The sequence below is a fragment of the Hymenobacter aerilatus genome (assembly GCF_022921095.1).
Taxonomy (GTDB): Bacteria; Bacteroidota; Bacteroidia; order Cytophagales; family Hymenobacteraceae; genus Hymenobacter; species Hymenobacter aerilatus.
Map to the genome: position 1 here is coordinate 1133360 of NZ_CP095053.1, position 13083 is coordinate 1146442.

10 protein-coding genes are annotated in these 13083 nt (G+C 59.1%); 4 read left to right on the top strand and 6 right to left on the bottom strand.

The features are described from left to right. The first annotated feature begins 108 nt into the window (after positions 1-108). Positions 109-996, top strand: a complete 888-nt coding sequence (gene ygiD, locus MUN82_RS04825; RefSeq protein WP_245095383.1) for a 4,5-DOPA-extradiol-dioxygenase — start codon at positions 109-111, stop codon at positions 994-996. A 97-nt stretch (positions 997-1093) separates the two neighbouring features. After that, entirely contained in the window at positions 1094-3550 is a 2457-nt protein-coding gene (locus MUN82_RS04830) for a M1 family metallopeptidase (protein WP_245095384.1), read from the top strand. Between the two features lie 33 nt (positions 3551-3583). On the opposite strand, the gene MUN82_RS04835 is transcribed toward MUN82_RS04830, so the two are convergent. Beyond that, positions 3584-4024 carry a winged helix-turn-helix transcriptional regulator gene (locus tag MUN82_RS04835; protein WP_245095386.1) on the bottom strand — a complete coding sequence of 147 codons (441 nt, stop codon included), beginning with the start codon at positions 4022-4024 and terminating at the stop codon, positions 3584-3586. Positions 4025-4123: 99 nt separating this feature from the next. Between MUN82_RS04835 and MUN82_RS04840 the strand changes: the two genes are divergently transcribed. Next, on the top strand, positions 4124-4984 hold the full coding sequence (locus MUN82_RS04840; RefSeq protein WP_245095388.1) for an SDR family oxidoreductase: 861 nt from the start codon (positions 4124-4126) through the stop codon (positions 4982-4984). A gap of 123 nt (positions 4985-5107) precedes the next feature. Here the strand turns inward: MUN82_RS04840 and MUN82_RS04845 are convergent, their stop codons facing one another. Beyond that, positions 5108-5947, bottom strand: coding sequence for an MIP/aquaporin family protein (locus MUN82_RS04845; protein WP_245095390.1), 840 nt, complete (start codon positions 5945-5947; stop codon positions 5108-5110). A 106-nt stretch (positions 5948-6053) separates the two neighbouring features. Next, a complete protein-coding gene (locus MUN82_RS04850; RefSeq protein WP_245095392.1) occupies positions 6054-8474 on the bottom strand; it encodes a TonB-dependent receptor in 2421 nt (806 codons plus the stop codon). Between the two features lie 404 nt (positions 8475-8878). Between MUN82_RS04850 and MUN82_RS04855 the strand changes: the two genes are divergently transcribed. After that, complete coding sequence (locus MUN82_RS04855; protein ID WP_245095393.1) at positions 8879-10222, top strand: PepSY-associated TM helix domain-containing protein; 1344 nt, start codon at positions 8879-8881, stop codon at positions 10220-10222. Between the two features lie 9 nt (positions 10223-10231). Here the strand turns inward: MUN82_RS04855 and MUN82_RS04860 are convergent, their stop codons facing one another. The 3 genes from MUN82_RS04860 to MUN82_RS04870 all read right to left on the bottom strand — a co-directional run bounded on the left by MUN82_RS04860 (position 10232) and on the right by MUN82_RS04870 (position 13028). Then, positions 10232-10684, bottom strand: a complete 453-nt coding sequence (locus tag MUN82_RS04860) for an ankyrin repeat domain-containing protein (RefSeq protein WP_245095395.1) — start codon at positions 10682-10684, stop codon at positions 10232-10234. A gap of 73 nt (positions 10685-10757) precedes the next feature. Then, on the bottom strand, positions 10758-11801 hold the full coding sequence (locus tag MUN82_RS04865; RefSeq protein ID WP_245095397.1) for a bile acid:sodium symporter family protein: 1044 nt from the start codon (positions 11799-11801) through the stop codon (positions 10758-10760). A gap of 186 nt (positions 11802-11987) precedes the next feature. Continuing rightward, positions 11988-13028, bottom strand: coding sequence for an LLM class flavin-dependent oxidoreductase (locus tag MUN82_RS04870; RefSeq protein WP_245095399.1), 1041 nt, complete (start codon positions 13026-13028; stop codon positions 11988-11990). Positions 13029-13083: the final 55 nt, after the last annotated feature.

Consider the following 13083-nt stretch of genomic DNA (forward strand, 5'->3'; position numbering starts at 1 on the left):
TGCTTTCTAACTTCCTGCACGCCGCAATACAACTACCTGTTTCTTACCCTACATCAAGGTCTTGCCGCCCTTGGTAGGGTATTTTTGTTATCGTTAATCCGATAACCCATGCACCGCAAAGGCTTTCTAAAAATGATGGCGGTGCTACCCTTCGCTTCTGCCATGAACTCCTTGCAAGACCTTCACAAAACCGCTTCCACGTTCCAGAAAACCGATAAAATGCCGGTGCTCTTCGTGGGGCACGGCTCGCCGATGAACGCACTGGCCGACAACCCCTTCACCCAAACCTTGCACCAACTGGGTAGGGATATCCGGAACCGGCAACCGCCGCGGGCGGTGCTGGTGGTGTCGGCGCACTGGCTCACGCGCGGCACCTACGTAGCCGTGAACGAGCGGCCCGAAACCATCCATGACTTCGGCGGCTTCCCCGACGAGCTGTTTGCCATGCAATACCCCGCGCCTGGCGCGCCTGATGTGGCGCAGGAGGTGTTGGCCGCCCTGCCCGACGCCCACCCCACCGACGAGTGGGGCCTCGACCATGGTACCTGGACGGTGCTACACCACTTGTTTCCGGAGGCCGATATCCCAGTATTTCAGCTCAGCATCGACTATGGTCGGCCACTTACCTTCCACGCCGAGCTAGCCCGGCAACTCCAGTTTCTGCGGCGGCGTGGGGTGCTGGTGGTAGGCAGCGGCAACATTGTGCACAACCTGCGCCAGAGCATGCCCCATTTTATGCACAACAACCCCGCGCCCCATGCCTGGGCGGTGGAGTTTGACGCGTGGGCCAAGCAGAAAATCAACCAGCGCGATTTGCTGGCGCTGGCGCACTACCAGCAGGCCGGCGCCGCGGGCCCTCTGGCTGTGCCTACCCCCGACCACTACATCCCGATGCTCTACAGCCTGGCCTTGGCCGAAGCCGACGACGATATCCGGCACGCTTTCGAGGAAGTGAGCTTCGGGGGGATGAGCATGCGGACGTTTGTAGTAGGGTAGGAGCGGCGCGCTAGTACTGGCTACCCAAGCGGACAGGCAACCCTGCGTGCTGGCCGCGCATCTGCTATAGCATAAGTTTCTTCATCTTGTGCTTCAGATGCGAAATCTACTCCTACTACTGGCCTTTGCCGTTGCTACCCCTGCTGTTGCCCAGCAACCAACCGACGCCGTGTACCGTGCCGCGCCTGGCAAAATCAACGACTTGGTGCACACGCGGCTGGACCTGCGGTTTGACTATGCCAAGCGCTACGCCTACGGCAAGGAATGGGTGACGCTGAAGCCGCACGCCTACGCTACCGACTCGCTGCGGCTGGATGCGAAAGGCATGGATATTCAGGCAGTAGCCTTGATGAAGGGGGAGAAGCAACAGCCACTGCAGTACGACTACAACCAGCAACAAGTGCTGATCCGGTTGGGGCAAATGGTACCGGCAGGGGAGGCGTATACCATCTACATAGAGTACACGGCCAAACCCGACGAGCTGAATGCGAAAGGTTCGGCGGCTATTCGGGATGCTAAGGGCCTTTACTTCATCAACCCCGACAGCGCGGAGGCTGGTAAGCCCGTGCAAATCTGGACGCAGGGCGAGACAGAAGCCAATTCTGCTTGGTTCCCGACCATCGACAAGCCCAACCAGAAGTCTACCTCGGAAATCAGCCTGACGGTGCCCGCCAAGTACGCTACCCTCAGTAATGGCCTGCTGGTGAGCCAAGTGCTCGCTGGTCCCGGCCTGCGCCGCGACACCTGGAAGATGGAACAGCCTCACGCGCCCTACCTGTTTATGCTGGCCGTGGGCGACTTCCGCAAAACCACCGACACTTGGCGGGGCAAGGAAGTGAGCTACTACCTGGAGCCGCAGTACGCAGCGCAGGCCCGCGCCATCTTTGGGCAGACGCCCCGCATGCTGGAGTTCTTTTCCCAGCGCCTCGGCGTGGATTTTCCGTGGCAGAAGTACGCCCAGGTGGTGGTGCGCGACTACGTGAGCGGCGCCATGGAAAATACTACAGCTTCGTTGTTTGGGCCGCACGCCCAGGGCACAGCCCGTGAGCAGCTGGATTGGGAGTATGCCGATGTGGAGCGTGAAATTGCCCACGAGCTGTTCCACCAGTGGTTTGGCGACTACGTGACGGCCGAGAGCTGGAGTAATCTGACCATGAACGAGTCGTTTGCCAATTTCTCGGAGGTACTGTGGGCCGAGTACGCCCACGGCCCCGATGCCGGCGCCGCGCAAGCCGACCGCAGCCTACGCAACTACCTGAGCCGGGCCGACAACTATTCCAAGCCGCTCGTGCGCTTCACCTACCCCGACAAAGAAGACATGTTTGATGGGGTGAGCTACCAAAAAGGTGGCAGCATCCTGAATATGCTGCGCAGCTACCTGAGTACGGAAGTGTTTTTCAAGGGCTTGCAGCGCTACCTGACCCAACACGCGTTCGGAACTGGCGAGGCTCAGCAGCTGCGACTGGCTTTGGAAGAGGCATCGGGGCAGGATCTGAACTGGTTTTTCAACCAGTGGTACTACCGCGCCGGGCACCCCATCGTCACAATTGATTATGCCTGGGATGCGACCCGCAAGGAGCAGCAGGTCACCATCAAGCAAACCCAGTTGGGGCCAGCCTTTCAACTGCCACTTGCCGTGGATCTATACGCGAATGGTAAGCCCACGCGCCACCAAGTTACTGTGCGGGCAGCCACCGAAACTTTCCGCTTTCCATCGGCTAGCAAGCCGGATCTAGTGAACGTGGATGCTGAAAAGGTGCTGGTCTGGCAGAAAACGGACAACAAGCCGCTGGCCACGTATGCCTACCAATTCCGCCACGCACCGCGCTACCTCGACCGCCGCGAAGCCTTGGCTGCCGCCCAAACGCAACTAGCCCATCCGGCGGCACAACAGGTGCTAGTGGCAGGCTTAGCCGATAAGTCGCCGGTGTTGCGCCAGTTTGCCATCGAAGCCTTGGCGCTCCAGCAAGTGGGTTTGCGCAAGGCAGCTACGCCTGTGCTACGGAAGCTGGCCACCACAGATTCGTCGGTACAGGTGCGGGCGGCGGCGCTACTGGCGCTGGGTTCGCTCAAAGAGAAGCAGTACACCACGTTGTTTGCGCAGGCTCTGGAAAGTCCGTCGTACCGGGTGCAGGGGGCGGCGCTGCAGGGGCTGCTACCCTTAAATCCACAATTAGCGCTGGCTCGCGCGCTGGCTTTTGAAGCTGATAACACGGGTGCTCTGACGGTGGCCCTGGTGCAGGTGTATGGCCAGGTAGGCACCCTGGCGCACTGGCCCCTAATGCGGGCAAAATACGATGCCGCTGCCCCAATCAGGCGCCTAGACATGCTACCCGCCCTGGGCGAAATACTAGGCCGCCTCGACGACCCTACCGTCCTGACCGAAGGCATCACCCGCATCAAAGACCTGACGGTGGGTTTCAAACCCTATTTAGATACCAAGCGGCTGATTGGCTTGCTTCGCCAGATTCAACAGCGTCAAGCTAGCCGGCCTAACGCAGTGCATACGGCCACATTGGTAACTCAGGCCATTGCAGCGATAGAAGCAGCCTAGGCGAGGGGTAGGGCAAATAGCACGAGTTGCTGGTCAACTTCTACCCTCGTGCTTTTCCCGCGCTGCAAATGCCTGGCGGGCTTGGGCTACCTCCTGCGCGTGAGCGTTGGCCCAGGTACCCAGCCCCGAGAAGGCTACAAGTAGGCTGTGGCCCAGTGGCGTGAGCTGGTACTCCACACGAGGCGGTACCTCTGCGTACACGTGACGCTGTACCAAGCCGTCGGCTTCCAGGGAGCGGAGCGTGACGGTGAGCATCCGCTGCGATACATCACCTATTTGTTTGCGCAACTCGTTGAAACGCAGTGTATCGGCGGCGCCCAGGTGCAGGATGCAGAGTAAGGACCATTTATCGCCGATGCGGTCCAGCACGTGGCGCACGGGGCAGATACTGGCGGCCGTTTGAGCGTTCTGTAAAATTTTTTGGGCTTCTGCCCGAAAAGTAATTGGCTGGTTATCAGTGATGGTTACCTGCATGTGCCTTAGGAAAAAGAAAATGCCTTCTTGCGGACGGCAAATACGTCCGCTAGCTTTGAGTTACTAAAAGTAACTATTGTACCTAAAAGAACCAAGCGCATGATTGCCATCACCGGAGCTACCGGCCACCTCGGTCGGGCTACCCTCAACGCCTTATCGTCTAAAGTTCCTGCCAACCAACTGATTGCCTTGGTGCGGGACCCGCAAAAAGCCACCGACCTGAGTGCCCAGGGCGTGCAGGTGCGACAGGGCGACTACAACGACCCAGCCGCGCTGCAAGCAGCTTTTCAGGGCGCGGAGAAAGTCCTGCTGATTTCCGGCGACGACTTGGAAAACCGTTTACAACAGCACAAAAATGTGATTGACGCGGCCAAGGAAGCCGGGGTGCGCCACGTACTCTATACCAGCGTTACAAACCCTTCGGCCGATTCGCACTTTGGCGCTTCGCCCAGCCACGTAGCTACCGAAGCCTACCTGAAAGAATCGAGCCTGACCTACACCATGCTGCGCAACACGCTGTATCTGGACATTCTGCCGATGATGATTGGCGACAACGCGCTACCCAGCGGGCAGCTCTACGCCGCGGCCGGCGACGGCAAGGTGAGCTACGCGCTGCGCCAGGACCTGGCCGAGGCCACGGCTGCCATCTTGGCCACCCCCGGCCACGACAACCAAACGTACGACCTAGCGCCCGCGCCGGCCTATTCTTTCCAGGATATTGCGGCTACGCTGCGTGAGGTAGCCGGCCAGCCGGTGCAGTACGTGCCCATCTCGCCGGAAGCACTGGCCGCGGGTATGCGCGAGCACCATGTTCCCGAACCCGTGGTGACCATGATGGTCGGCCTGTCGAAAGCCATGGCCGCCGATGAGTTCAACCTCAGCAGCCCTACCCTGGAGGAACTGCTGGGTCGTCGCCCCACCGACCTGAAAACGTTCCTGGCGGGCGTCTACGGCAAATAAATTCAATAGCTGCCTGCACTAACAGCCTCCGGTCTTACCCTTTCTAAGGGGTAGGGGCGGAGGCTGTTAGGCGTTAGGATGAGAACTTGCGCTGACGCTAGTAGAGGGCAGGCAGTGCGGCGGCTACTGGTCGCCCTGCGGATCGGGAAACTGCGGTTGCTGCCTGGCATACGGACCCGTTTCGGTAGGGGTAGCGCACCCGGCCAGAATAGCGCAGTCGAAGGTAGCATGGTGGTAGTAGCGCTGAAACAGCACCGCCACCAGCCACATAGCCGCGATGGGGCCCACAAAATACACCCATAGTCCCGTGAAGTTTCCGGCTGCCACGGCCGTGCCCAGCGAACGGGCCGGATTTAGGCTCATACCCGAAAGCGGCGTTTCGAACGCAATGTATAGCGCCAGTAAGCCAGCCAGCAGCCAACCCGCATACTTCCGCCGTGTTTCAGAGTGAAGCGCCCAGAGCAACACAAACATAAAGAAGGCCGAAATGGCAGCTTCGGCTAGCAGTGCCATGCCTACGCCCCAGTGGCCGGGCACCGTCACGTTCTGCCGGACGGCTGGATGGTCGTACCAATGCACCAAAGCCTGTTCCATAAGCATGCCCCCAGCCAGGGCGCCCCCAAACTGAAACACCACGTACCAAAAAGCATCAGTGGCGCGGAGGCTACCCAGCTGCCAGAAGGCCAGCGTCACGGCCGGGTTCAGGTGCGCCCCCGAGCGCTGCCCCCAGGCACTATAGGTCATGAGGGCCACGGCCAGCCCAATGGGTAGGCCCAGCACCATGTGGCGCAGCAATTCGTTGTTGCCGAGCCACTGCCGCACCGGCGAGCTAGGGTGCTGCACCACCACCGCCGCACACGACGCCACGATGATGAACGTAGCTGCCCCGGCTGCTTCCGTCAGGTAGTACGTCCAGTTGCGGCGGAAGGTAGGGAGCAGGCCAGCGGTGGGAGGGGAGGACATAAAACGGGGCTGCGTTAAGCAAATAGTATTCGCTTAACGCAGCCCCGTTCAAAGTGTTGGCGTTCCTACGGCCGAGCTTTTTTCGTGAGGTGAAGCCTGTATTGTTTTACAGCTGATAGGTGAGCGTAGCAGCCAGTTGGCGCGGCGCAATGGGGTTGATGCTGTTGTCGTCGTGGGCGTTGTAGCTGAGCTTGTCGAGCAGGTTGGAGAGCTTCAGGCGCAGCGTGAGGCGCTGGTAGGCGTAGCCCACCGACGCATCGAACTGCGTGTAGCTAGACAGCGGAATTAGCTTGAACGTGTCGTTGATGGGCTGGCCATTGCTGCCTACCTGGCGGGTGCTGCGGCCAGCCTGCCGCTCGCCCACGTAGTAAGCCGTGAAGCCAGCCTGAAGGCCACGTAGAATGGAATGGTCGAGCGTGTAAAACAGGCTCAGGTTGGCCGTGTGGTTGGGGTTATAGCGCAGCAGGCTTCCTACCTCATAGATATTGCTTTTGGTATAAGAGGTGTGGTTGTAGCTGTAGCCGCCAATCAGCGACCAGCCTTGGTAAGGCTTGCTGAGAATGTCCACTTCAAGCCCTTTGCTGGTTACCTCGCCGGCCAACTCTTGGGCATTGGGGAAGTCCGAATTGAAGCTGGGGCTGTTTTGTAGAATGGTCTGCGCCTGTCCGTCGTTCACGATGTGGTAGGCCGTCACGTTGGCCGACAGCGCCCCGTTGAACAAATCGTTTTTCACGCCTACCTCAAACTGATTGAGGGTAGAAGGCGGCAGCGCCCCGCCATTCCGATCAATGCCCGTGTTCAGCACAAATGAGTTAGAGTAAGAGGCAAAGACGGAGCTGGTTTTGATAGGCTGATATACAAGGCCCAGACGTGGCGAAAACGCGTCGTCATAGCGCTTGCTCTGCGTAATAGAGTAGTCCTTGTATGCCAGCGACTTCGTGCCGGTTTCCTGGTAGGTGTAGCGCACGCCAGCCAGCACTTTTACCTTCTCCCCCACGCTAATCAGGTCTTGCACGTAAGCCCCTACCCGCCGGATGGGGGTATGGTTGCGCGAGGCCAACGACAGCGCCGGCATGTCGGCCCGCTGCTTGTACTTGTCCAGGTCCAGAATGTTGATTTTGTCGTAGGCTACGGCCGTGTACGAGGGCGTGGTGGTGTTGTACTTGTCGGCATCCAGGCCTACCAACACAGCGTGGCCGAGGAAAAACGTCTTGAACTTGCCCGTTACGTCCAGCTCGCCCAAAAAGTAATCCTGCATGGTCTGGCTGCCTTGGGCGCTGCGGCTCCAGTCGCCGTTTTCCAGCACGCCAATGGGGCGGGAGGTGCTACGCTGGTCATTGTCGTAGCCCTGGTAGCCACCTAGCAGGCGCACCTGCCAGGTGTCGGAGAGGCGGTGGGTGAGGGTAGTGGTGAGGCTGGTTTGGTCGGTGTTGTTATACGCCCACTTCGGCCCCAGAAAGCGGCTGCGCGGCACGTCCACAATGCGGTAATTGATGGTGCCGATGCCGTAGTCGGGTGTGCGCTCATCGTGCAGGTAGTCGCCCTCCACCAGCAAATCCGTTTTCTGCCCTACCTTGAAAAGCAGCGACGGATTCACGTAGAAGCGGTTCGACGACACGCCCTGCCGGAAGCTGCGGGCGTTTTCGTAGGTGGCATTCACCCGATAGGCCACGTGCTCAGAGTTGTTCACAGCCCCGTATACATCTACAAACGGCTTGTAGAAATCGTAGCTGCCCACGCGCATCCCTACCTGCCCACCCTGCTGGAAACGAGGCTTTTTGGTAACCAGATTGATGATGCCGCCGGCCGCAACGTTGCCGTACAAAATGGCGTTGCTGCCCTTCATCACCTCGAAGCTTTCCAGGGCCGTGGCTTCCGGCAGGGCGCCGTTGTTGTAGCGCACACCGTTCTTAAAGGTATTGTTGCTCCCCATCGAGAAGCCCCGGCTGGCCAGCTCTTCCTGGGTGCCGCCGGTGGTGCCCATCACGTACACGCCGCTCACGTTGGCCAGCGCATCACTCACGCGCAGCACCTGCTGCTGCTCCAGCACCCGCTGGTCGATGGTGACAATGCTTTGAGGGAGATCCAGGGGGCGCACCGGCAGCTTGCCCGCGGCCACGGGCTTTTCATTGATAGTGCGGTTGCCCATCACGGTCACTTCCGAGAGCTGACGTTGGTCCTTCGCCAGCGTCAGTGGGGGTAGGGTAACCGCTTCACCCGCTTTTATTTGCACTGTCAGGAGTTGCGTAACGTAACCCACATGCGTCACGGCTACCGTCAGCCAACCGGCTGGTGCCTGCAAGCGAAAATTGCCCTCTGCATCGGTCGTAGTGCCCAGCGACGTGCCTTTCACCAGAACCGAAACCGATTCGGCCGCTTGCTCATCGGCTAGCTGTATGCGGCCAGTAAGCGTACCGGTTTCTTGCTGCACGTGGCGGGCTGCTGCATGTGATGTAGCCTGTGCCCAGGTAGTCAGCGGTAAGGAAAGACCAAAGAGTAAAGGAATGGAGAGGAAACGTGTTGCCATGCGTTATTTAGAGCGATTCAAAATATTGGCAAAGCACGTATTAAAATGGGGTTAAAACAAATAATCTGGCTTATTATTTTTATACATTCTAAATAGCCTTTGTACGGTTGCGCGTGCATAGCTGCTTTTATGCCTTGCTAGGCTGTGTGGACAGTAAGTAAAAAGAACGTCCTGCTGAGCGCGGCCGAAGCACCTCTACCGCTTTGTTGGCCCGAAATCATTCGGTAGGGATGCTTCGGCTGCGCTCAGCAGGACGTCTCCAAAGCGTTGGAATTCCTTTTCATTACTGTCCATAAACTCTAATGCGCACCGGGATGATTTACAACCTATAGGTATATAATTTATAATTTGTCTAAATTGCCAGCGGTTCTTCTGTATTCATTCCTTACTCTTCATTCCTTCCTGTGAAAACTGAGAAAAATGGTTACACGCTACGCAAGTTTATCCTGGACATTCACTTATGGCTGGGGGTAGGTAGTGGCCTTATCCTATTTATTGTATGCCTGAGCGGTACTCTATATACCTTCCGCAATGAGATTGTGCAGGCCGTGGAGGCGCAGGCCTACCACGTAACACCGCCTGCCACTGGGCAACCGCTGCCAGCCGCTACCCTGGTGAGCAGGCTAGAGCAGGCCTACCCGGCCAGCAAAGTGGTGGGCCTGGGAATTCCCGCCGACGCCGAGCGGGCCTGGACCTTTTCCCTCACCACCAGAGAAGCCCTGGCGCGTCAGCTGGCCGAGGAAAAAGCCGAGCAGCAAGCCGGTGGTAAGCCCGGTGGCGAAGGCCATAAACGGGGTGGCAAGGAAGGCCGCGGCGGCAAAGGCGGCAAGCGTGGCAACCAGGACTCGCAAACACTGCTCGTGAATCCCTACACGGCTGCTGTGCAGGGCAACACCGAAACGGGTGTGTCGGAGTTCTTTCGGAGCGTGATGGGCCTGCACCGCTGGCTGCTGATCGAAGGAGGGGTAGGGCAACTGCTAGTAGGCAGCGCCACACTCATTTTTATCGTGTTGCAGCTAACCGGGTTGGCGCTGTGGGCACCGGCCAAGCTGAAGCAATGGAGCAAGTGGAAGATGTGGCGGCCTGGTTTCGTGATTAAGACCAATGCCAGCCCTAAGCGCCTCAACCACGACCTACATAATACGCTGGGGTTCTACGCGCTGGGGCTGCTTACGGTGATGTCGCTGACGGGCCTATGCTGGTCGTTTGAGTGGTACCGCGACGGGCTCAGCAGCGTATTGGGTGCTAAAGTATTCGGCGGGCGGGGCGAAAAGCCGCTACCCTCTGCCGTACCGGCCACCACGGGCCAAACCCTCTCCGCCGACGACTACCTGGCTCTGGCCAACCGCCAGCTGGCCTACCCCGGTGATGTGCGCCTAAACCTGCCCAAGGGCCCGGAAGGCTCAGCCAGCGTGCAGAAAACCAAAACGGGCTTCTTTGCCCTGGCTGGCACCGACCGCCTCACGCTGGACCAGTACAGCGGCGCCGTACTCAAGGCCGATATCTTCGCCGCTAAGCCCTTCAACGAGCAGCTAACTAGCCTCATCAAGCCCCTGCACACGGGCGAAGTAGCAGGTACATTCTCCAAGATTCTCTACTTTCTGGCTTGCCTGATAGCCACCAGCCTACCCATTACGGGGGTGATTATCTGGCTGAACAAACGGCAGAAAAGCAACCGGCGCCCGGCCCGGCGGGCGGCAGCGCCTGAGGCAATTGCCCGGCCAGCCGCTGTGGGCCGACCGGCATAATAGTCCAGACTATTTGGTTTTAGGTTCGAGGAGGGCAACTACGGCAGCGTGGTTGCCCTCTTTAGCGTAGGCCAAGGCCGTTTTGCCTTCCTCGTCTTTGGCTTTGGCGTCGGCGCCGTTGGTAAGCAGGAGTTGCACCATTTCGAGGTAACCCTTAGAAGCGGCGGCCATGAGGGGCGTCAGCTGAAACTTGTCGCCTTTGTTTACCTGGGCTTTGTGGTGCAGCAGGCTTTTAGCCACGTCCAAGTGGTTGTTGTCGGCGGCGATGAAGAGGTAGGAGGTAGGGAAGCCCGGTACCATCTCAACGGGGGCGTTGGCATCGGCTCCGCCTGTGAGAAGCGTTTGCACCTCGGCCGGCTTGTTTTTCAGTACGGCGGTGCGCAGGTCTTTGGCGGGCGTCTGGGCTAAGGCGGTACCAGTTATAAATACAAAAAAAGCAAGGATAAATAAACGCTTAGGCATATATAAAAAGCGAAAACCAGAAAGACGGGATGACAAAAGTACAACTTGCCTGTCAACTTTCTGGCCATAAATTCTACTCGCTTGCCGGCACCGCCGACGCCATAGCTGTTTGCCGGCCTATGCGCTGGGCCATGGTGCTGGCCACAATAATCTGGAGCGCGTGGTAGAGCATGAGCGGGAGTAGCAGCACGCCCGTTGCCGCCCCCGGAAACAGCAGACTAGCAAAGACACTACCATGCACCAACGATTTTTTGGAACCGCAAAAAACGGCCGTAATCCGGTCTTCGCGCGGGAAATTGAGTAGGCGCCCCAGCCCCCATACCAGCCCAAACACAGCAAAATACAGCGCTACCATACCCACGCTTAAGCCCACCACATCCCACAGCGCGTAGCTACTAAATACGCCTTCGGCAAAGGATTCGCAGAAAGCCGTGAAGACAATCAACAGAATAATAATCTGATCGGAGGTGCGCAGCAGCTTGCCGTTGCGCTCAGCAAAGGCCCCCAGCCAGCGGTTGAGGAGTACGCCGGCCGCCACCGGCACAATCACCTGCCCAACCAGATCCAGCACAAGGTCTTGCAGCGGAATGCCGGCGGCGCTGGTCTGCAGCACCAGCCCGGTAAGCAGCGGCGTGAGTACAATGCCCAGCAGCCCCGACAGGGTAGCGTTGAAAATAGCCGCCGGAATGTTGCCCTGCGCAATGCTCACCATCACGACCGAGGTAGACACAGTGCTGGGCAAAGCGCATAGAAAGAAGATGCTTTGCCAGAGCAGCGCGCCTTCTGCACCCGCAAAAAAGGGCCGCACGGCCAGCGCCAGCAATGGGAAAAGCGCAAACGTAGTGAGCTGCGTCACGAGGTGCAGTTGCCAGTTGCGCATGCCGGTTTTCAGCTTGGCGGGGCTCAGGCGTAGGCCGTAGGCAAAGAAGATAATGCTTACGCCTACCGTGGTGATGGTGTGCCAGGGTAGGGGGCTGGCGTCGCTGCCGGCACTCGGGAACAGGTAGGCGAGCAGCACTACTCCGCCCAGACCGAGCAAAAACCATTCGCTGGCAATGCGGGCTAGCAGGGTAGAGAAACCAGAGGAAGGGGTAGGCGCGGGAGCAGGTTCAGTCATGAAAAGGAAAGACTAGGATGCGCACAAAAGTACGACGGCTGCCAGGGGATGTTATTAGAATTCTATTAGATACGTGTTGGGCAGGGTAGCTTACGGCTGTATGCTATGCCTATGGCAACAGACAAGCATTGCGAGTCGGGCTATTAAAAGAAAGGTCCGAGGCGCTGACCTCGGACCTTTATAGGGTTATACGGATGCTACGTGCGCCGCCGGCTGCAACGCAAATGCTTCGGCCAGCAGCTCATACGAGCGGAGTCGGTCCTGGAAATCGTAGGTGATGGTAACGGCAATGATTTCCTCCACGCCGTAGTCAGCGGCCAGCTTTTCCAGCTGCATTTTCACCTGCAGGGGCGTGCCGCTCACCATGCGCTGGCGGTTGTATTCCAGGCGGGCGCGCTGGGCGGGGGCCAGGGGGTAGTCGCGCACGGTGGCGTAGGGCGGGGTAGGGCCGCGCGAGCCAGTCTCGAGCAGGGTCATTTGCAGGGCCAGAGTGTCTTCCAACTCCTGCGCTTTCTCCTCCGTGTCGGCGCAGAGCACGAAGATGGCCATGCTGGCTTCGGGGCGGGGTAGGCGCGCCGAGGGGCGGAACTTCTCGCGGTACTGCTGCACCGCCTCGGGGCCACCGTGGGGGTTGATGAAGTGCGCAAACGTGAAGGCCATGCTCAGATACGCCGCAAACAGGCCGCTTTGCCCGCTGCTGCTTAGCAGCCACAGCTCGGGTACGGTATCAATCAGCGGCGCGGCTTTGATCTTGGTCTGGATGGTTTCCGGGTCGGCGCGGTCGGTGAGGTAGCGGTCCAGGTCCATCAGTTGCTCGATGAAATCCTGCTCGTTGAACTGGTTGCTGGGGTTGAGCACCTGGGCCGTGAGGCGGTCGGCGCCGGGCGCCCGGCCAATGCCCAGGTCGATGCGGTTAGGGAACAGGCCTTCGAGCAGGCGGAAGTTTTCGGCCACCTTCAGGGCCGAGTAGTGCGGCAGCATCACCCCACCCGAGCCGATGCGGATGTGCTGGGTCTGGCCGGCCAGATGGGCCATCAGCACCTCGGGGGTAGTGCCGGCCAGCGACTCGGAGTTGTGGTGCTCCGACACCCAGAAACGGGTGTAGCCCAGGGCCTCGGCGTGCTGGGCCAACTGCACCGTTTCCAGCAGGGCCTGCCGCGCCGTGCCGCCCTGCCGCACCGGCGACTGGTCGAGCACGCTCAGACGGAGAGAAGAAGGCGTTTTCATCTGTATAGGTTCAAATTGATGAGTTATTGGTAATGTGAAAGGTGCCTGTCATCCT

Coding starts and splice junctions, on each gene's coding strand:
- MUN82_RS04870 (WP_245095399.1), bottom strand. CDS start 13,028: ATGAAAACGCCTTCTTCTCTCCGTCTGAGCGTGCTCGACCAGTCGCCG.
- MUN82_RS04860 (WP_245095395.1), bottom strand. CDS start 10,684: ATGCCTAAGCGTTTATTTATCCTTGCTTTTTTTGTATTTATAACTGGT.
- MUN82_RS04845 (WP_245095390.1), bottom strand. CDS start 5,947: ATGTCCTCCCCTCCCACCGCTGGCCTGCTCCCTACCTTCCGCCGCAAC.
- ygiD (WP_245095383.1), top strand. CDS start 109: ATGCACCGCAAAGGCTTTCTAAAAATGATGGCGGTGCTACCCTTCGCT.
- MUN82_RS04865 (WP_245095397.1), bottom strand. CDS start 11,801: ATGACTGAACCTGCTCCCGCGCCTACCCCTTCCTCTGGTTTCTCTACC.
- MUN82_RS04835 (WP_245095386.1), bottom strand. CDS start 4,024: ATGCAGGTAACCATCACTGATAACCAGCCAATTACTTTTCGGGCAGAA.
- MUN82_RS04850 (WP_245095392.1), bottom strand. CDS start 8,474: ATGGCAACACGTTTCCTCTCCATTCCTTTACTCTTTGGTCTTTCCTTA.
- MUN82_RS04840 (WP_245095388.1), top strand. CDS start 4,124: ATGATTGCCATCACCGGAGCTACCGGCCACCTCGGTCGGGCTACCCTC.
- MUN82_RS04830 (WP_245095384.1), top strand. CDS start 1,094: ATGCGAAATCTACTCCTACTACTGGCCTTTGCCGTTGCTACCCCTGCT.